This window comes from Novimethylophilus kurashikiensis, assembly GCF_003112435.1.
Lineage (GTDB): Bacteria > Pseudomonadota > Gammaproteobacteria > Burkholderiales > Methylophilaceae > Novimethylophilus > Novimethylophilus kurashikiensis.
The window spans coordinates 64,122-82,661 of record NZ_BDOQ01000019.1; the positions used below are offsets into that span (position 1 = coordinate 64,122).

Genomic DNA, 18,540 nt, shown 5'->3' on the forward strand with positions numbered 1-18,540 from the left:
ATCGTGAGCGGTTATTCGCTCTTGGCCTGGTCCGAAATCCGGTAGCCGTGATAGGTGCCAAATTCCCCTTCAGTCTCGCTATATACGAAGAACATGCCGTTGGCGTAGCCCAAGCCGTTGTAGTGGTTCTGGGCGCGCAGCTTGATCCCGGCAGGTAGGGCACTGCGGCCGACGAACTTGCCGTTCTGGTCGAATACCAGGATGGCTTTATGGTCCACGTCCAGCACGGCCAGTTCCTCCGATGGAATGCCTGTCCATGCGACGTAGTGGTCGCTGATGTCGTCGAATTGAACGCCGGCGGCGTTCAGGTCCAGGTTGATTTCCGCGATCTTCTCGCGGCTCTCCAGTTTCACCACCAATACTTTATTGCTGCGTGCCTGCTTGGCGAAATAGCGGTTTCCGGCGGGATCATAGCTAGGCATGGTGCCGGCTTCGCCAAAGGCCGGATTGTAGTTGCCGACCTGGTCGCGGTCGCTCACCAATGCGCCTTTGTCATCCAGCACGACGGAGAATACTCCGGCATTGGGCGTGAACCCTGCATCGCTGGAAATGTTGTAGGTGATAGCCTCCAGCTTGCGGCTGTTGGGGTTGTAGTAAAGCGAACGGCTATCCAGGCCTGGTTTTCCTGATTGCAAATACACGCCGTCGGCGCCGAAGGCATGCACTTCGGACTTGGGCGTGGGCACCCCGCCGTTTTCGTCCACACCGCCCAGGCCGCCGTCGGCAATATAGTAGCGTTTATAATCCGGCACGTAAGCAACGCCCATGGGGCGGGTCGTCGGTTTTTTTGCGAGGACGATCTTCATGGTATCGGCCGCCTCGGGCAGTACGGCCGAATGCGCCCATGGTGCGATGCCGAGCAGCAGGCCTGCGGCGATGAATAGTTTGATCTGCATGTACTGTATCCCTCTTGAAGCGCTTGGTAGCCGGCCATTGTAAGAAAAAAGCCGGCCCTGTAAAGACTCATCTAAAGACCTCATGAAAGCCGATTCTGTTCCTTATCTGTTGGTTTATATTTCCGGGCACGGTTTCGGTCATGCCGCCCAGGCTGCGCCGGTGATTAATCGCCTGTGCGAACTGGCGCCTAAACTTCGGCTGACCATTATTTCTGCGGTGCCTGCCGCACATCTTCATTCGCGGATACACGGCGATTTCGAGCATATCTCGGAAGCCGTGGATTTCGGCATGAAGATGGAATCGGCCCTGGACGTGCTGCCGAAAGAAAGTCTGGAGGCATACCAGGAATTTCATCGCGATTGGTCACAGAAGGTGAATGCAGAGGCAAATCGGATCACGGCGCTTGACCCCGATTTCGTTCTCACCAATGTGTCGTATCTTCCGTTGGCTGCTGCCCGAAAAGCCGATATCGCGTGCGCGGCCATGTGTTCGCTCAACTGGATTGATATCTTCCAGCATTATTGCGGCGCTATGCCGGGGGCCGAGGCGGTGCTCGCTGAGATGCGCGAAGCTTATGTTGCTGCTGATCGATTTCTGCGCATTACACCCGGCATGACGATGGGAACGCTGCCCAATGTGAAGCCGATTGGGCCGATTGCCAGGATGGGGGTAAACCGTCGCAAAGAGATTGCGCAGCGATTGAGGTTGAATCCACGCGACAAGCTGGTGCTGGTGAGCATGGGCGGTATTGCCACGGACTCGCCAATGGCTAGTTGGCCGTCGATCCCCAGCGTGCGCTGGCTGGTGTCGCCAGAGTGGGCGTTGCCGCGTGAGGACGTTTCGAGCTTGGCCGAGTTGGGCATGGACTTCACCGATCTACTGGCGAGTTGCGACGCCATGCTCTGCAAGCCGGGCTACGGTAGCTTTACCGAGGCGGCTTGCAACGGCGTCGCCGTGCTCTACGTGAGCCGTAAGGACTGGCCGGAAGAGCCGTGTCTGGTTTCGTGGCTGGAGCAAGTTGGGCGGTGTCAGGAGATTTCGCGGGAGGCGTTCGAAACCGGCCGTTTTCAACAGTCGCTAGAAGACTTGCTGGCAAAACCCGTTAAACCGCCCATCGCCCCGACAGGCATCGACGAGGCAGCGCGTTATCTTTTGCGTTCGATCAGCATCGCATCGCCGTAGCTGAAAAAGCGATAACGCTGCTCCACGGCGTGGCGATAAGCCTCGCGGATATTCTCGACGCCGGCGAAAGCGGATACCAGCATCAGCAGGGTGCTCTTGGGCAGGTGGAAGTTCGTGAGCAGACGCTCGACCACCTGAAATTGGTAACCCGGCGTAATGAAAATATCCGTTTCTCCGCTCCCCGCCTTCAACTGCCCGTCGCGTGCGGCACTCTCCAGGGCGCGCATGGCCGTCGTGCCGACAGCGGTCACAGTCCTTCCTGCGGCGCGCGTCGCCTCAATGGCATCCACCGTGGCCTGAGGGACGTTGTAACGCTCGCTATGCATACGGTGTTCGGCGATGTTATCTACCCGCACCGGTTGGAACGTCCCGGCACCTACATGCAACGTGACATGGGCGATGCCAATCCCCTGATTTTTAAGTTCCTCCAGCATGGCGTCGTCGAAATGCAAGCCCGCCGTCGGCGCCGCAACGGCGCCTGGTTCGCGGGCGTAGACGGTCTGGTAGCGGTTCTCGTCAAACTCGTCCGGGTTGTGCTGGATGTAGGGCGGCAAGGGCAGGGCGCCATATTCGTCCAGCAGGTCCAACAAGGGCTTTTCGCCAAGAAAGCGGAGCCGGAACAAATCCCCTTGGCGTTCGACCATTTCCGCCTCGACCGCATCTGCAAATATCAGGCGCTGCCCTGGTTTGGGAGCATGGGATGCACGTACATGGGCCAAGGCCTCGTGTTCATCGAGAATGCGCTCGATCAGGGCTTCGACCTTGCCGCCGCTTTCCTTCTGGCCGAGCAAACGCGCCTTGATGACGCGCGTATCGTTGAAAATTAGCAAATCTCCCGGCACGAGCATGTTCGGCAAGTCCTTGAACCATGCATCGGACAGTGCGCCGCTGTTGCCGTCCAGCCGCAGCAATCGGCTTGCACGACGTTCAGGAGCGGGAAATTGGGCAATCAGGTCTTCGGGGAGATAAAAATTGAAATCTTCTGTTCGCAAAATCGGGTCAGTTCGTTATAATGCTGCCTCCCAAGCCGGGATGGCGGAATTGGTAGACGCAGCGGACTCAAAATCCGCCGCCGCAAGGTGTGGGGGTTCGAGTCCCCCTCCCGGCACCAGATTTGAATTTTATATTCAAAATCAATGAGTAGCAAACGCGGGTGTGCCGCGTTTCTGCTTTCTTAAGCTGATGACCTCTCGTAGTGCTTTTTAAAGATTCAGTGGCATGTCGTCCGCAACGATGCGGTTTCTGCCTGAGGTTTTTGCACGATACATGCGCTTGTCGGCGATTTCGACGAGTTCTTTCCAGTTCAGGCTGTCGTCGGTGGAGATTTCCGCCAACCCGATACTGGCGGTGACTGGCGTGCCGTTAGGGCGCAACCCCAGGCCTTGCTCGGTGAGTCGCTCCAGGGCGGTCAATGCTTGCAGCCGGTCGGTATTGGGCATGACGAGCAGGAATTCTTCCCCGCCCCAACGTACCAGCATGTCGCCCATACGCATCCTGTTTCGGATGGTGGTGCTGGTCTTGATGAGCACTTCGTCTCCAGCGTCGTGTCCGTAGCGGTCGTTGATTTCCTTGAAGTGGTCGAGGTCCAGGAATGCGAGGGAGAGCGCCATGCCGCTGCGACGTGCAAGTGTGAATTGCAGGTCGATGAGTTCTTCGCCGCTGGGGCGAGAGAAGCAGCCTGTCATACTGTCCCGGATGTTTTCACGCACCAGTACGATCATGAAGGCTAATTGGGAAAGTCCGGCCAGGGCCGATACTGCGGTGATGAGGATCAACAGCCATAGCGAGGCTGCGACTGTTGGCCAGTCGAGTACCGGCCAGCGCATGACGGCGGCGAGCGATTGAAAAGCGAGGATGGGGCCTGCGAATGCCAGACATTCCGCCAAGGTCAGCGGAAAGATGGAAAGGCCCGCCACAACGACGAACGGTAGGAACGCATAACCCGTACTGAAAGCGGCTTCAAACCCGTGCATCTCGAAATGCGCCATGTGCTGGTAGGTAAAAAGAAAGAACAGCATGGGGATGGCGAACAGCATGGCGAGCGCGCGATAGGCATTTTGTATGGTATCCATGCGTCGAGCTGCAACCAGGATCAGCACAAAGGCAATGGTGGCGCCGAGCCTAGCTGCCGCTAGTCCATGCCATACTTCGGGCTGAAAAGCGAAGACGTCGGCGACGATCCAGAGTGGGGTAAAGAGCGCGAACAATCCGGCCATGAGGCGGACGCGGGTAACGATGATGGTGGTGCGGCGACTGGTCAGCAGGGACATGTGATCGCGTGGGCGCAGCAGCCAACCGATTTCCTGGCTCGTCATCTCCATCAGCACGAGCGACCAGGCGCGTAGCCATAGACGCTTCAAGGCATCGGTCAGCATGTTTCTGTGTCCCTCTCGATCAACACAGGCATTTAAGATGTATGTAAAAGTTAAGTTAATATGTGGAGTTTATCATCCTTTATTCTGATAAATTCTGGCAGGAATGCTCTCGCATGTCTAAAGTGCTATTTGATTCAAGTGTATTGGTTTGAAAACATTGAATAACTCTAAATCTACCATTGTCGATCTGATTCGTCACGGCGAACCTGTTGGCGGACGCAAGTACCGCGGGCATCTTGATGACCCGTTATCTGAAAAAGGATGGCAGCAGATGTGGAGTGCTGTGGGAGCCTTTGACGGCTGGAATGCCATTTATTCCTCACCCTTGCTGCGATGTTCCGAATTTGCACAGGCTTTGGGCGAGCGGTTGGGCGTGGATGTCTATGTCGATGAGCGCTTGAAGGAAGGCGGATTCGGTGTGTGGGAGGGCAGGCTGCCGAGCGAGATTTGTGCCGAGGATCCGCAACGCCTATTCCGGTTTAAGCGCGATCCGATCGAAGCGGCGCCGGAAGGCGCGGAAGCTTTATCGGCGCTACATGACCGAGTCGGGGAGGCATGGGGTACCATGTTGGATCGACATGTCGGGCAGCATGTGCTGGTCGTAGTGCATGCTGGAGTCATACGAATGTTGATGGCCCATGCCTTGGGCCTGCCCTTGGCAAATATTTATCGTATCGAGGTAGGAAACGCCGCGCTGACTCGGCTCAAGGTCGAGCGGTGGGACGATGAGATGCTCGCCAGCCTGGTATTTCATGACGGTAAGCTGTAACGCGTTTGGGAGCACTTTGCAATCGTGTTACCCTTCCGCTCCATCGTCTTCTAACGCTCAAATTCTGCAATAACTCCGATGAACTCCAATCCCATAGGCGTTTTTGATTCCGGTGTCGGCGGCTTGTCGGTACTCAGACATATCCGCGAAGAATTGCCGGCAGAGCACCTTTTGTATGTCGCGGATTCGGCCTATGCGCCTTACGGCGTCAAAACGCCGCGAGAGATCCGGGCTAGGACGCTGAAGTTGGCTGAGTTTCTTGTGAATCAGGGTGCCAAGGCTTTGGTGATCGCCTGCAATACTGCCACGGCAGCTGCGGCAGAAATGCTGCGCGGTAAGTTTGCTTTGCCGATCATTGCCATGGAGCCTGCGGTCAAGCCAGCTGTTGCTGCAACGCGTAGTGGGGTGGTGGGTGTGCTGGCGACGAGCGGGACGTTGAAGAGTGCTCAATTCGCGGCTTTGCTTGAGCATTACGGGCAAGGCGTGCGCGTCACCACGCAGAGCGGTCATGGGCTGGTTGAATGCGTCGAGCGAGGGATGATGGATACCTCGGCTACACGCGACCTGCTATGGGGCTATGTGCAGCCTTTGTTGGCTGAAGGCGCCGATACGTTGGTCTTGGGTTGTACCCACTATCCTTTTCTCAAGCCGCTTATCGAAGAAATGACGGATGGCAGGGTGGCGATTATCGATACCGGTGCAGCCGTTGCTCGACAAGTCCGCCGGCGCTTAGTGGAGAGCGGTTTGCAGCGCATAAATCAGGAAGAACTTGGCGATGTGGCCTTTTGGAGCAGCGGGGAAATCGGTCAGGCACGTGAAATCATGAGCATGCTATGGGGAATGCCGACGGTGGTTGAAGCATTACCGCCGGCTTATCAATCTGATCAGGTAGAACCTACACCTGTCGGCTAGTGGTGTTTCACCACTTCGCCGGCTTTCAGTCGATACTTGGTTCCGCAATAAGGGCACATGGCCTTGCCAGACTCACCGAAATCGAGGAATACGCGCGGGTGGGAGCACCAGAGCGCCACTTCGTCCGTAGGGCAATGAAGCGGCAGATCCTTAGCGGAAACTTCGAATTCACGATTGTCGTTGGCCATGTTGCGATGTCCCAATATTGGCGTTATTGATCGACCAGGGTGAGCCAGCCCATGTGCTCGGGAGAACGGCCCATCACCACGTCGAAGAACTTGGTCTGTAGCTTCTCGGTGATCGGACCGCGCTTGCCGGCTCCAATGGGGCGGTTGTCCAGTTCACGGATAGGCGTTACTTCTGCGGCAGTACCGGTGAAGAAGGCCTCGTCGGCAGAATACACTTCGTCGCGGGTGATGCGCTTTTCCACTACTTCCAGGCCCATCTCGGTGGCCAATTGGACGATGGTGTCGCGGGTGATGCCTTCCAGCGCACTGGTGAGGTCGGGGGTGAACAGCTTGCCCTTGCGTACGATGAAGACATTTTCGCCGGAGCCTTCGGCCACAAAGCCGTCCACATCAAGCAGCAGGGCTTCGTCGTAGCCGTCCTGTGCCGCTTCCTGGTGTGCCAGGATGGAATTCATGTAGTTGCCGTTAGCCTTGGCCTTGCACATCGTGATGTTGACGTGATGGCGGGCGAAAGAAGAGGTCTTCACGCGAATGCCGTTTTCCAGGGCTTCCTTGCCCAGGTAGGCGCCCCAGGCCCAAGCCGCCACGATGACATGGGTGGAAAGAGTTTTGGCAGAGATGCCCATGGCTTCTGCACCGTAGAATGCCATGGGGCGCAGATAGCCGGATTCCAGCTTGTTCTCGCGCACGGCAGCTTTCTGGGCTTCGGCGATGGTCTGCTTGTCGAACGGCATCTTCATGCCCAGGATGTGGGCGGAGCGGAAGAGGCGATCGGTGTGTTCCTGCAGACGGAAGATGGCCGTTCCTTTGTCGGTCTTGTAGGCGCGAACGCCTTCGAACACGCCCATGCCGTAATGCAGGGTATGGGTCAGGACGTGAGTGGTAGCGTCCCGCCACGGCACCATTTTGCCGTCATACCAGATCACTCCATCACGGTCAGCCATCGACATCTTGTTTCTCCGAACTTAAAAAGTTTCAATTGTAAACGTAACTGCCTCGCTTTGGCAGTGCGGGAAAGGGTTTATGACACAAATTCTGCTGGTTGGAACGGCTACGCTCGATATCGTTTTTCAATTTTCCGGTTATCCCTCCGAGGATGCGGAAGTCCGTGCAAACGGTCTACGCATGTGCCGGGGTGGTAACGCGTCGAACACGGCGGTGGTGTTATCCCAGTTGGGGCATCGTTGCAGTTTCGTCGGCGTATTGGCTGATGTCCCTGAAACGGCGGTAATCCTGGATGATTTTGCCCGGTTTGGCATCAATGCATCCGTTTGCCCCAGAGTTCCTGGACGTCCTCCCACCTCGAGTATCCAACTCACGCCTCATAGTCGCACCATTGTGCATTACCGTGATTTGCCGGAACTGACGGCAGAGCAGTTCGCGACAGTGGATTTGAGCTCTTTCGGCTGGGTACATTTCGAGGGACGTAACGTTCCGGAGTTGCTCAAGATGCTGGCACTAGTAAAAGCGATCAGGCCGGATTTGCCCATCTCCATAGAAATCGAAAAGCCGCGAGAAGGTATTGATGAAGTATTTCGCTACGCTTCGCTGCTAATCGCTTCCAAGGGATTTGCTGCATCGCGCGGTTTCGATGCGCCGGAATCTTTCTTGCAGTGGTTGAGGTCGGCTTCCGATGGGGCTGAGGTGGTGGTGGCGTGGGGTGAGTTTGGCGCATTCGGTATCGATGGAAAGGGAATGCTTTCAAGTAGTTGTGCTTACCCGCCAAAAGAGATCATCGATACCCTAGGTGCAGGCGATACCTTCAATGCTGGTGTGCTATCAGCCATGATCAATAATATGGGTTTTTCCTCTGCAATCGAGCAAGGATGCCGACTTGCTGGAAAAAAGTGTGGATTTTTTGGATTCCACTTGGCCCAGTAATGTAAAATATCCGCCGAATGAGAAGGCTGCAATAAATCAACATTAAGATGTTGATATCTCATAAAAATCCTCTGGTTGACAGTTAAAAAATCCCTATGTTAATTTCCGTGGCGTGCGGCAATTTGTCGCACGGCGCGCGGTGTTAATACAGGAGGCGCGGGTGTGGGCAGTGAGGTACTAGCGACGAGCGATGAAGACTTCAGCATCACAGCTAGGCCTAACTGTTCTCTCTCGCTGCATCAAAGGCTTGGCGTTTTTGGCGCCATAGCATCCTTCTCGCTGTGTGTTGCAACAGGTTTCACTCTGGCTGGCGCATGGCTCGTATTTCCCTTCGCCGGTTTGGAGCTGCTCGCACTTGGGGCGGCGTTTTACATCATCCATTGCCATTCGGACGATTATGAGCGTCTCACAATTGCAGGCGACGATCTTGCAGTAGAAAAGCGTATTTATAAAAAAATTAGCCGGGTAGTGTTTCATCGTTACTGGGCACGTGTAGTACTGCGGGAAACCCCAGACGGTGATCGGCAATTGTGGCTCCGTTCGCATGGAAGAGAAGTGGAATTCGGGCGCTATTTGAATAACGACGCGCGCTTGATTCTCGCAAAACAGCTAAAACAGCGGACCGGAGCGGGTTCTTAACCGAGGAACGTTTCTGGGAGTGAGTATGGCCTTCAAGCAATACCAACAGTCGGGGGCGGCGTTGATGCTGGCCTTGTGGTCGCTGGCTGCACATGCCGAAATGCGATGGAATTTCCCCAAGCCGGTCACGCCGATGGCGGAAGACACCCTGCACGTGCACAACAAGTTCATGATCATCATCATGGTGATCTTCCTTGTGGTGCTGGGGATCATGATCTATTCGATCTTCAATCACCGTAAGAGCAAAGGCCACACCCCCTCGCAATTCACCGGGCCCACCACCCGGTCGCAAGTTATCTGGACCCTCGTTCCGTTCGCTATCCTCCTCTACATCGACTTTATCCTGATGGGCATTCCGGCCTATCACAGTGTCGTGATGATGGAAGACACCAAGAACGGCGCCGACATGGTGCTCAAGGTCACGGGAATGCAGTGGCGCTGGCAGTACGAGTACATGGACGGAGACGCCAAGGGTATCAAGTACGTCAGCAACCTTAAGACGCCGCAGGACGAAATCGACGGCAAAGCGGAGAAGAATCCAGACTACCTGCTGGAGGTCGATAATCCGCTGGTGCTGCCGGTCGGCAAGAAGGTGCGCGTGCTGCTTACCGCCAACGACGTAATCCACACGTGGTGGGTACCGCAGTTCGGTACAGCGCGCGACGCAATCCCCGGATTCCTGCGTGAAACCTGGATCAAGATCGAGGAGCCGGGGACTTATAAAGGCCAGTGCAAAGAGCTCTGCGGCAAGGGCCATGGTTTCATGCCGGTAGTCGTCAATGCGGTGTCGGAGGCTGACTACAAGAAGTGGGTAGAAGCCAAGAAAACCGAGCTGGAAGCAGCCTCTGCCGGTGCCGACAAGCAGTGGAGCAAGGAAGACCTGATTGCTCACGGCAAGGAGGTTTACGAGAAAAACTGCGCGGTGTGCCACCAGGCTGACGGCAAGGGTATTCCCGGCACATTCCCGGCATTGGCTGGCAGCAAGATTATCAATGCGCCAATCTTCGACAAAGACGGCAAGCTTATGACCGACAGCCATCTCGACCGCGTATTCAACGGCAAGAACGTCATGCCGGCGTGGAAGGGCATCCTAAACGACGTAGATATTGCGTCGGTGGTGACCTTCGAACGTAATTCCTTCGGCAACAGCATGGGGGATATGGTGCAACCGGCGCAGGTCAAGGCCTTGCGCTAAGACTTGCGGCATTGAGGAGAGTGAAATGACAACTGCAACAGACGTACACGCGCACGACGATCACCACGAGCATCATCCCGCCGGGATCATGCGCTGGCTGACTACTACCAACCACAAGGACATCGGGACCATGTACCTGACGTTCTCGCTCATCATGTTCCTTGTGGGTGGCATGATGATTCTGGGCGTACGGGCCGAGTTGTTCAAACCCGGTTTGCAATTGATGCGGCCTGAATTCTTCAACCAACTCATCGGCGTACATGCGCTGGTCATGATTTTCGCGGCACTCATGCCGGCTGCGACCGGCTTCGCCAATTGGCTGTTGCCGCTCCAGCTGGGCGCGCCGGATATGGCATTGCCTCGCCTCAATAACTGGGGCTTCTGGCTGTTGCCGCCCGCAGCGATCCTACTCACGCTGCCGTTCACACTTGCGCTCTTCGGCATCGGTGACGGCGCGGTGGCAACCGGATGGACGCTCTATGCGCCGCTTTCGGTACAGGGCGGGCTGGGCGTGGACTTCGCCATCTTCTCGATCCACCTTCTGGGGATTTCCTCGGTACTGGGATCCATCAACATCATCGTGACGATATTCAACATGCGCGCACCTGGCATGACGTTGATGAAGATGCCACTGTTCGCCTGGGGCTGGTTGATTACCGCCTTCCTGCTGATTGCAACGATCCCCGTGTTGGCCGGTGCTGTCACCATGCTGTTGACCGACCGTCACTTCGGTACGCACTTCTTCGATGCGGCCGGCGGTGGCGATCCGATCCTGTTCCAGCACTTGTTCTGGTTCTTCGGCCATCCTGAGGTTTATATCTTACTGCTGCCGGTGTGGGGCTTTATTCCTCATATCCTCTCGGCTTTCACCCGTAAGCCGGTCTATGGCTACAAAGCTCAGGTGTATTCCTTCTGGGCGATCGGTATCCTCTCTGTCGTGGTCTGGGCCCACCACTTCCTGACAGTGGGTATGCCGGTACCGGCACTGCTGTATTTCATGTACAGCACGATGTCGATTTCGTTGCCGCTGGCGGTGCTGTTTTTCTGCTGGATCGCCAATATGTGGAAAGGCTCGATGAGCTTCGAGACGCCCATGCTGTTCGCCACCGGCTGGATCATCCTGTTCGGTATTGGCGGCTTGACTGGCCTGGTGTTGGCGGATGTAGCTGCAGATGCGCAGTATCACCACTCCTATTTCGTGGTGGCGCACTTCCATTACACCTTGTTCGCAGGCGGCATCATGGGTGTGATGGCTGGTGTTTACTTTTGGCTGCCCAAGATGACGGGGCGCATGTATAACGAGAAGCTGGGTAAGCTGCACTTCTGGCTGACGGCCATCGCTTTCAACATGACCTTCATCCCGCAGTTCTTTCTGGGCCTGGCCGGTATGCCGCGTCGGATTCCCGACTATGCGCTGCAATTCGCCGATTTCAACATGATTTCGTCGATCTCGGCTTTTGTGCTCGGGCTGTCGCAGCTCCTGTTCGTCTACAACATCGTGAGCTGCGTTCGCGGTCATGGTGAAAAGGCGGCAGATAAGCCTTGGGAAGGTGCGGAAGGGCTGGAGTGGACCTTGTCTTCTCCGCCGCCTTACCACAGCTTTACCGAGCAGCCTGTCATCAAGTAACGAGGAATGGCAGGCACGTGAGTGCCCGCCCTGAAGAATGAGCGAACAGCAGCAACAGAAGACAAGCGTCAAGCTGGCCATCGTCCTCGGTGCGGTCGCTTTGGCTTGGTATGTGTTGTCCATGCTGGTCGTGTTGCACGGATGAATGCCGAGGACAGGGCGTTAGCCAACCGGAAACTGGTCAAGAAGCTGCTGTGGGTGATTGCCGGAGCCATCTTGTTCACCATTGCGCTGGTACCGTTGTACAACGTGATGTGCCAGGTGACGGGGTTTAACGGCAAGACGGGGAATTCTGCTGAGCAGGCCGCGAAATCTATGAAGGTGGATAACACGCGGTGGGTGACGGTGGAGTTCACCAGCAACGTGATGCCGGGGTTGGCTTGGACGTTCTACCCCAAGCAGACCAGCATTCGCGTGCACCCGGGTCAGATCGAGCTGGCGACTTACGTAGCGAAGAATATCGCCAATCAAGAGGTGATCGGCCAAGCGATTCCTAGCGTTAGTCCGGGGCAGGCATCGCTGTATTTTAAAAAAATCGAGTGCTTCTGTTTCCAGCGCCAAACGTTGAAGCCGGGGGAATCGAAAGAGATGCCGTTGACGTTTTTCGTGAGCCCGGATCTGCCCAAGCAGATTGAGACGATCACGCTGTCGTATGCGTTTTACAGCGCCGTGAAATGAATGCGGCGCAGGAATGAATCAGGAAAGAGAGAGCAGCAGGTAGCAACACAACAACAGGGCTGATCGGCTTCAGGGAGGCCGATCAAGCGATAACTGATATAACACCGTAGAGGAGTGTAAGTATGGCGACTGAAGCGCATCACTATTACGTGCCGAACCCGAGTCCGTATCCATTTATCCTGTCGACGGGCTTGCTGTTGATGACGTCGGGCTTCATTTTCAACATCAATCATTACGCACCGGGCGTTTGGATGATGCTGTTGGGTTTCTTGTGCGTGCTTTATGTGCTCTACGGGTGGTTCGGCCGGATCATCGGCGAAAGCGAAGGGGGCGCGTATTCCAAATGGGAGGACCGCTCTTTCCGCATCGGCATGATCGTATTCATCTCCTCAGAGGTGGCGTTCTTCGCGGCTTTCTTCGGTGCGTTGTTCTTCATGCGGCGTATTGCCATTCCCGAATTGGCCAGTTTCGACCACGACTTCACCATGTACAAGAGCTTTACCGATGCGTGGCCGTCTGCCGGACCTGGTGGGGTGGTGCTGGGCCATGCTTATGAAGTACCGAAATTCACGCCGATGTCGGCTTGGGGCATTCCCGCCATCAATACGCTGATTCTGCTGACTTCCGGTGCAACGGTGACTTGGGCGCACTGGGGGTTGCTAAAGAACAACCGTCAGCAACTCATCATCGGGTTGTTTCTGACCGTTGCGCTGGGTATCGCCTTCCTCTGCCTGCAAGCGTTCGAGTATCACCACGCTTACACCGAAATGGGCTTGACCTTGGGTACCGGCGCTTACGGTGCGACATTCTTCATGTTGACAGGCTTCCACGGCTTCCACGTAACGCTGGGGACCATCATGCTCATCGTGATCCTGATGCGTAGCATGAAGGGGCATTTCACTTCCGATCATCACTTCGCTTTCGAAGGTGTCGCCTGGTACTGGCACTTCGTGGACGTCGTCTGGCTGTTGCTGTTTGTTCTGGTGTACTGGCTGTGACAAAAAAGGCGATGCATTTGCATCGCCTTTTTAATTTACTGCTGGTGAATCAAGGATGGGGCTGGCCGATCAGCCCTAGCTTGAAGCTAATCAGCAACAGAATGAATAGCGTGATAGACAGCGAGATGCGGAGCGTCAAAGCCTTGGCTGTACGTTCACCCTTGCCTTTGTCTTTCATCATATAAAACAACGCAGAGAACAGGCTGGCGAGAATCAGTGCCAGCATGACGAGAATGACGATTTTAGTCAGCATAAACAGTCCTTTGCATATAGGTTTTCCGATTATGCGGGGCGGTGATGCCCTTGGCAATTAGAAAAAAACACAACGTGAATTTCGAGTTTCGACCCCAACTGATTCCTACGCTTGCAGCTATTGTGGCAATCGCCGTCATGGTGAAGCTGGGCTTTTGGCAATACAACAAAGCACAGCAAAAACTTACCCTTCAGGCAGCCTATGTTGCACGACTGCACGAGCCTCCTGTTGCCTTGCCTGCAAAGGTCACCGATATCGAAGCATGGCGTTATCGCCATGTAACGGCTTCAGGTCATTACGATCCTCGCTATCAGATTTTGCTCGACAATCAGGTCGAAAATGAATCCGCCGGATATCACGTGATTACGCCGTTCATGCCCGATGGCGGTGGGGCAGTCGTGTTGGTTGACCGCGGATGGATTCCCATGGGGGATCGTGCGCATCTTCCTATTCCGAGCGTGCCGACCGAGACCATTCAAATCACGGGGGCTGCTTGGGTGCCGCCCAGCAAGTTTTTCGAATTGGCGACGCCGCTTCAATCTCAGGATTGGACGGCGCTATGGCAAAACCTGGATATCAAACGCTATGCCGCTAGTGTGCCTTTCCCTGTGCTGCCATTTGTCGTGAGACTGGATTCCAATGTCGAAGGCGGGTTCGTGCGCAATTGGCCACAACCGGCAGAACGGGTGGAGACCAACATCGGCTATGCCTGGCAGTGGTGGGGCTTTGCCTTTACGCTGGCTTGCATTTGGGTCTATGTGAATTTCAGGAGAAAACCGGCATGAATTCGCAGCGCAAAGGCCGGCTGCAGTTATTGTTGCTGGTCATGGTATTCGTCTTACCCGTGTTGGCTGTTGTCGTGTTGCATTCAACCGATTGGCGGCCTGATGGCAAGAGCTATGGCGAATTATTTCAGCCGCCACGCCAACTCACTTTCCCTTCATTGAGCACTTCCGGGCACCAATCGTTTGATGCCGCCTCTTGGCAAGGGCATTGGCATTTAGTCTACGTGTCAGCGCAGGAGTGTGGAAGATCTTGCGGAGCCGATCTGCATATGTTGCGCCAATTGCACGCATCACTAGGCAAAGAAATCGATCGTTTACAGCGTGTCTGGCTCATTTCCGATTCATTACCGACAGATATCGCAAACATAGAAAATCAATACCAGGACTTGGTCATCCTTCCACAATCCCGCGCACTCATCGCCCAGTTCGACCTACCGCACATACCTGCGGCTGACAGCAGAAGAATATATCTGGTGGATCCCTTGGGACATCTCGTCATGAGCTATCCGCCGAACAGCAATCCATACGGTATTCGTAAGGATTTGATGCGATTATTGTCTTATTCATGGGCGGGATAATTAGGATGCAGGCCAAATTCAGATGGTTGGTATTGGGGACGGCGGCGCTGGCGCTCTGTGTAGTTGTCCTCGGCGCATTCGTAAGGCTTTCTGATGCCGGCCTTGGTTGTCCCGATTGGCCTGGATGTTACGGCCATATGGCGGTGCCGCAGGCCGACGCTGCTTTGCAGGCATTTCCGCAAAAGCCGCTTGAAGCGCATAAGGCCTGGAAGGAAATGGTTCATCGTTATTTTGCGGGGACATTAGGTTTGCTGATCGGGGGGATTGCAATCGCTTCTTGGCGCGGTAAAGGTCGACTGCCTGTTACGCCGGTGATTCCAACCGTGCTGGTGGGGCTGGTGCTGTTTCAGGCTGCATTGGGAATGTGGACGGTGACGCTGCTCCTCAAACCTGTGATCGTTAGCCTGCATTTGTTGGGTGGAATGACGACCATGGCATTGTTGATGCTGCTTGCCAGCCTTCTTGAAAGTCAGCCTGTCCGTGTGCCTGAAGGAGTGAAGAGACTGGGTATTCTCGCCTTGCTGCTGCTGGTGGGGCAGATCGTACTGGGTGGTTGGACTAGTTCCAATTATGCTGCTCTGGCTTGTACCGAATTTCCCGAATGTCATGGCTCGTTTTGGCCAGCGATGGATTTTGGTAGAGCCTTTCATTTGATCCGTGAACTTGGCTTGAACGCAGATGGAACCCAACTTTCATCGGAGGCGCTGACTGCAATTCATATGACACACCGAGTGGGTGCTTTGGTAGTCTTTTTGGCGCTAGGTTGGTTCGGTAGTCGCTTGTTAGTACTAGAACAAATGCGTTCGTGGGGAAGGTTGTTGTTGGGCCTGCTTACGATCCAAGTGGCGTTGGGTATCAGCAACGTGTTGTTGAGCTTGCAATTGCCCATTGCTGTAGCTCACAACGCTGGCGCAGCCTTGCTCTTGGCGACGATGGTAGTGATTAATTCTAAAACGATACGAGGAGATGCATCATGACGAGCGTAACCCTAAGCACCGGTCTTGAACGGCTCAGCATCAATTGCCGTAGCTTTTTCCTCATGTGCAAGCCGCGCGTGACGGCGCTTATTGTGTTTACCGCGTTGATCGGGATGTTTCTCGCAACGCCGGAAGCGCCGCCTCTTGGCTTGGTGCTAGCCGCAACCATCGGCATCGCCCTAACCTCAGGTGCAGCAGCAGCCTTTAACTGCTTGATCGAGCAGAAGATCGATGCCGTCATGGCCAGAACTCGTGCCCGTCCTTTACCTACAGGACAAGTCGGTTCCATTCAGACGGCGGTGTTTGCGACTGTGGTTGGTTTAATGGGGTTGGCTATCCTTTACCAGTACGTTAACCCGCTAACCATGTGGCTCACCTTCGGCACCTTCGTCGGATATGCCGTGATCTACACGATATTTCTTAAGCCCGCGACCCCGCTCAATATCGTCATTGGCGGCGCCTCAGGTGCCATGCCGCCGATCCTGGGCTGGGCCGCCTTGACCAATACCGTCTCGCCGGATTCCTTGATCCTGTTCCTGATCATTTTTGCCTGGACGCCTCCGCATTTCTGGGCATTAGCCCTTTACCGCCGTAATGAGTACGCAAAATCTGGACTGCCCATGTTGCCGGTGACACACGGGGAAGAGTTCACACGCTTGCACATCTTGCTCTACACCATCATCTTGGTTGCTGTCACCTTGATGCCGATGGGCACGGGAATGTGCGGTGTAATTTATCTTGTTTCCGTGCTCGTGCTGGACGCCATCTTTATGGGATACGCCATCCAGATTTACCGTCGGTACAGCGACGAACTGGCCAAGCGTACATTCCGTTTTTCGATCATCTATCTCACCTTGCTGTTTGCAGTACTGCTTCTTGATCACTACCTGAAATTCCCGCTATAAGCTTCTAATCCAGGCGGGGCGCCGATTTTGAGGGGTGTTGTATATTTGATACAACACCCCTAATTCTTTAGGTTTAATTCTTTTGTTCAGTTGCATTTAAAAACTGATGTAGTAATATTCTTAAACAAGATATTGATATCCGTTATACATTTTTATCCATTTATATTTTTTAAAGGCAAGGGAGCTTTGAACATGAAAAAAACTCTAGTGGCAATGGCAATCGCTGCAGCATTTGTGCCTGCAGTGGCAATGGCTGAAGCTGGTGACATCGTCGTGCGTCTGCGTGCTACTCATGTTTCGCCGGACGAGAGCAGTGATCTGGGTAAGCAGACCAACAACGTTTATGGCTCTACTACGCTCGCAAATACGGTTTATGGCAGCAATAACGCTGAGTTGCGCGTTGACAGCAACACCATTCCTGAGCTCGATTTTTCTTACTACATCACCAAGAACATTGCTGCAGAATTAATCCTGGCGCTTGGTACTCGTCACGATGTTAGCGTGTCTGGTTCCGGCGGCATTCTCAATAAGCGTGGCCTGGGTAGCGTTAATCTCTTGCCCCCCACCCTTACCTTGCAATGGCACTTCATGCCCGATCAAACGTTCGATCCTTATGTCGGTGCCGGTCTGAGCTATGTTCGTGCGATGGACAACAGCTTGACTGCTCGCACGGCTCTTGGTGACTTGCCCATTCGGGTTGATCGCAATGCGTGGGGCCCTGCAATTCAAGCTGGCTTCGACTACAACCTGCAAGACAAGTGGCTCATCAACGTTGATGTCAAAAAGATTTGGTTCGATACCGACGTTAAGCTGAACGCTCTAGGCGCAGCTGGTTTGCCCGTGGGATATCGCAAAATCGACAGCCTCGACGTAGATCCCTGGGTCGTCAGCGTCGGCTTCGGTAAGAAGTTCTAAACGTGTTTTTCTGGTGCATCTCCTTGACGTTGCCTTACCCCTTCCGGCCACATCGGAAGGGGCTTTTTTTGAGGTAAAAGGGATGTGCTAAAGTGCATCGGAGGAGGATTCCCGATGCGAAAGATTGCAGTAGCTGTATTGATGTTGTGTTTGCTTGGGTGCGCCGATAGGCAAGCCAAGGTCGAGTTTGTTGGGACGGATGTATCGGGAAGCCAGATCGGTGACGATTTGGGATTGACCGATCAGGATGGCAAGGTTCGGCATTTATCCGATTTCAAAGGAAAGCTGGTCGTCCTTTTTTTTGGATATACACACTGCCCGGATATCTGTCCGACAACGTTAATGGAGTTGACGAAGGCGATGCGACTGCTCGGGCCGAAAGGGCGAGAGGTTCAAGTGCTCTTCGTGACGCTCGATCCGGCCCGGGATCAGCCCGGTGTGCTCAAACAGTACGTGCCTTCCTTCGATCCCAGTTTTATCGGGCTCTGGGGAAGCGAAAAGCAGACGCAACAGGTCGCCAAGGACTTCAGGATTTTCTACGCGAAACAGGCGTCCGGCGGCAGATCCGGCTACAGCATAGACCACAGCGCTGGACTTTATATATTTGATAAAAAAGGGAGAATCAGGGTTTATTCCAACCCTGGGCAGGGGGCGAAAGACATTGCTGGCGACTTGGGTAAGTTGCTGAATGAATAAGACAAACTTGTCGTGTTAATTCGTTTGGCATATACTCGCCGGCCTGGAAAGCCACTTTGCCGCTGAGTTCGAGGCGTGGTTTGAGTGCAG

At 54.7% G+C, this 18,540-nt stretch carries 21 protein-coding genes and 1 tRNA gene; 16 read left to right on the forward strand and 6 right to left on the reverse strand.

What is annotated here, in order from left to right:
• Positions 1 to 11: 11 nt before the first annotated feature.
• Positions 12 to 896 (reverse strand): hypothetical protein, encoded by an 885-nt coding sequence (locus NMK_RS15460; RefSeq protein WP_109016668.1) that lies wholly within the window; start codon positions 894 to 896, stop codon positions 12 to 14.
• 82 nt (positions 897 to 978) lie between these two features.
• On the opposite strand from NMK_RS15460, the gene NMK_RS15465 reads away from it, so the two are divergent.
• Positions 979 to 2,079 carry a glycosyltransferase family protein gene (locus NMK_RS15465; RefSeq protein WP_109016669.1) on the forward strand — a complete coding sequence of 367 codons (1,101 nt, stop codon included), beginning with the start codon at positions 979 to 981 and terminating at the stop codon, positions 2,077 to 2,079.
• On the opposite strand, the gene queA is transcribed toward NMK_RS15465, so the two are convergent.
• Positions 2,043 to 3,071, reverse strand: a complete 1,029-nt coding sequence (queA, locus tag NMK_RS15470) for a tRNA preQ1(34) S-adenosylmethionine ribosyltransferase-isomerase QueA (protein ID WP_109016670.1) — start codon at positions 3,069 to 3,071, stop codon at positions 2,043 to 2,045. The two genes, NMK_RS15465 and queA, sit on opposite strands and share 37 nt — an antisense overlap.
• A 34-nt stretch (positions 3,072 to 3,105) precedes the next feature.
• Here queA and NMK_RS15475 point away from each other — a divergent pair.
• Positions 3,106 to 3,190 (forward strand) — tRNA-Leu (locus tag NMK_RS15475).
• A 91-nt stretch (positions 3,191 to 3,281) separates the two neighbouring features.
• Here the strand turns inward: NMK_RS15475 and NMK_RS15480 are convergent.
• Complete coding sequence (locus NMK_RS15480; protein WP_109016671.1) at positions 3,282 to 4,454, reverse strand: GGDEF domain-containing protein; 1,173 nt, start codon at positions 4,452 to 4,454, stop codon at positions 3,282 to 3,284.
• Between the two features lie 157 nt (positions 4,455 to 4,611).
• On the opposite strand from NMK_RS15480, the gene NMK_RS15485 reads away from it, so the two are divergent.
• Together NMK_RS15485 and murI are read left to right on the forward strand one after the other, a co-directional pair.
• Positions 4,612 to 5,223, forward strand: a complete 612-nt coding sequence (locus NMK_RS15485) for a histidine phosphatase family protein (RefSeq protein ID WP_109016672.1) — start codon at positions 4,612 to 4,614, stop codon at positions 5,221 to 5,223.
• A gap of 78 nt (positions 5,224 to 5,301) precedes the next feature.
• Positions 5,302 to 6,135, forward strand: a complete 834-nt coding sequence (murI, locus tag NMK_RS15490) for a glutamate racemase (protein WP_109016673.1) — start codon at positions 5,302 to 5,304, stop codon at positions 6,133 to 6,135.
• Here murI and NMK_RS15495 read toward each other — a convergent pair.
• Positions 6,132 to 6,323: a zinc-finger domain-containing protein gene (locus NMK_RS15495; RefSeq protein WP_109016674.1), complete on the reverse strand. Its 192-nt coding sequence runs from the start codon at positions 6,321 to 6,323 to the stop codon at positions 6,132 to 6,134. The two genes, murI and NMK_RS15495, sit on opposite strands and share 4 nt — an antisense overlap.
• A gap of 23 nt (positions 6,324 to 6,346) precedes the next feature.
• Positions 6,347 to 7,273 (reverse strand): branched-chain amino acid transaminase, encoded by a 927-nt coding sequence (locus NMK_RS15500; protein WP_181376311.1) that lies wholly within the window; start codon positions 7,271 to 7,273, stop codon positions 6,347 to 6,349.
• Between the two features lie 73 nt (positions 7,274 to 7,346).
• On the opposite strand from NMK_RS15500, the gene NMK_RS15505 reads away from it, so the two are divergent.
• From NMK_RS15505 to NMK_RS15530, 6 genes are all read left to right on the forward strand, one after another.
• The gene (locus NMK_RS15505) at positions 7,347 to 8,204 is read left to right on the forward strand and encodes a PfkB family carbohydrate kinase (protein ID WP_109016675.1); all 858 of its coding nucleotides are present in this window, start codon (positions 7,347 to 7,349) and stop codon (positions 8,202 to 8,204) included.
• Positions 8,205 to 8,366: 162 nt separating this feature from the next.
• Complete coding sequence (locus tag NMK_RS15510; RefSeq protein ID WP_181376312.1) at positions 8,367 to 8,843, forward strand: DUF2244 domain-containing protein; 477 nt, start codon at positions 8,367 to 8,369, stop codon at positions 8,841 to 8,843.
• Positions 8,844 to 8,868: 25 nt separating this feature from the next.
• The gene (gene coxB, locus NMK_RS15515) at positions 8,869 to 10,038 is read left to right on the forward strand and encodes a cytochrome c oxidase subunit II (RefSeq protein ID WP_109016677.1); all 1,170 of its coding nucleotides are present in this window, start codon (positions 8,869 to 8,871) and stop codon (positions 10,036 to 10,038) included.
• Positions 10,039 to 10,063: 25 nt separating this feature from the next.
• Positions 10,064 to 11,665 (forward strand): cytochrome c oxidase subunit I, encoded by a 1,602-nt coding sequence (ctaD, locus tag NMK_RS15520; protein ID WP_109016678.1) that lies wholly within the window; start codon positions 10,064 to 10,066, stop codon positions 11,663 to 11,665.
• Between the two features lie 141 nt (positions 11,666 to 11,806).
• Positions 11,807 to 12,343, forward strand: coding sequence for a cytochrome c oxidase assembly protein (locus NMK_RS15525; protein ID WP_109016679.1), 537 nt, complete (start codon positions 11,807 to 11,809; stop codon positions 12,341 to 12,343).
• Between the two features lie 122 nt (positions 12,344 to 12,465).
• Complete coding sequence (locus NMK_RS15530) at positions 12,466 to 13,341, forward strand: cytochrome c oxidase subunit 3 (RefSeq protein ID WP_109016680.1); 876 nt, start codon at positions 12,466 to 12,468, stop codon at positions 13,339 to 13,341.
• Between the two features lie 49 nt (positions 13,342 to 13,390).
• Here the strand turns inward: NMK_RS15530 and NMK_RS15535 are convergent, their stop codons facing one another.
• Positions 13,391 to 13,594: a twin transmembrane helix small protein gene (locus tag NMK_RS15535; protein ID WP_109016681.1), complete on the reverse strand. Its 204-nt coding sequence runs from the start codon at positions 13,592 to 13,594 to the stop codon at positions 13,391 to 13,393.
• A 50-nt stretch (positions 13,595 to 13,644) separates the two neighbouring features.
• On the opposite strand from NMK_RS15535, the gene NMK_RS15540 reads away from it, so the two are divergent.
• From NMK_RS15540 to NMK_RS15565, 6 genes are all read left to right on the forward strand, one after another.
• On the forward strand, positions 13,645 to 14,379 hold the full coding sequence (locus tag NMK_RS15540) for an SURF1 family protein (RefSeq protein WP_181376313.1): 735 nt from the start codon (positions 13,645 to 13,647) through the stop codon (positions 14,377 to 14,379).
• Positions 14,376 to 14,957, forward strand: a complete 582-nt coding sequence (locus NMK_RS15545) for an SCO family protein (RefSeq protein WP_109016683.1) — start codon at positions 14,376 to 14,378, stop codon at positions 14,955 to 14,957. The genes NMK_RS15540 and NMK_RS15545 overlap by 4 nt, the downstream gene beginning before the upstream one ends.
• 5 nt (positions 14,958 to 14,962) lie before the next feature.
• A complete protein-coding gene (locus tag NMK_RS15550) occupies positions 14,963 to 15,934 on the forward strand; it encodes a COX15/CtaA family protein (protein ID WP_109016874.1) in 972 nt (323 codons plus the stop codon).
• Positions 15,931 to 16,839, forward strand: coding sequence for a heme o synthase (gene cyoE, locus NMK_RS15555; RefSeq protein ID WP_109016684.1), 909 nt, complete (start codon positions 15,931 to 15,933; stop codon positions 16,837 to 16,839). Before NMK_RS15550 ends, cyoE begins: the two co-directional genes overlap by 4 nt.
• Before the next feature lie 192 nt (positions 16,840 to 17,031).
• Positions 17,032 to 17,754 (forward strand): OmpW/AlkL family protein, encoded by a 723-nt coding sequence (locus NMK_RS15560; RefSeq protein ID WP_109016685.1) that lies wholly within the window; start codon positions 17,032 to 17,034, stop codon positions 17,752 to 17,754.
• Between the two features lie 114 nt (positions 17,755 to 17,868).
• Entirely contained in the window at positions 17,869 to 18,450 is a 582-nt protein-coding gene (locus NMK_RS15565; RefSeq protein ID WP_109016686.1) for an SCO family protein, read from the forward strand.
• Positions 18,451 to 18,540: the final 90 nt, after the last annotated feature.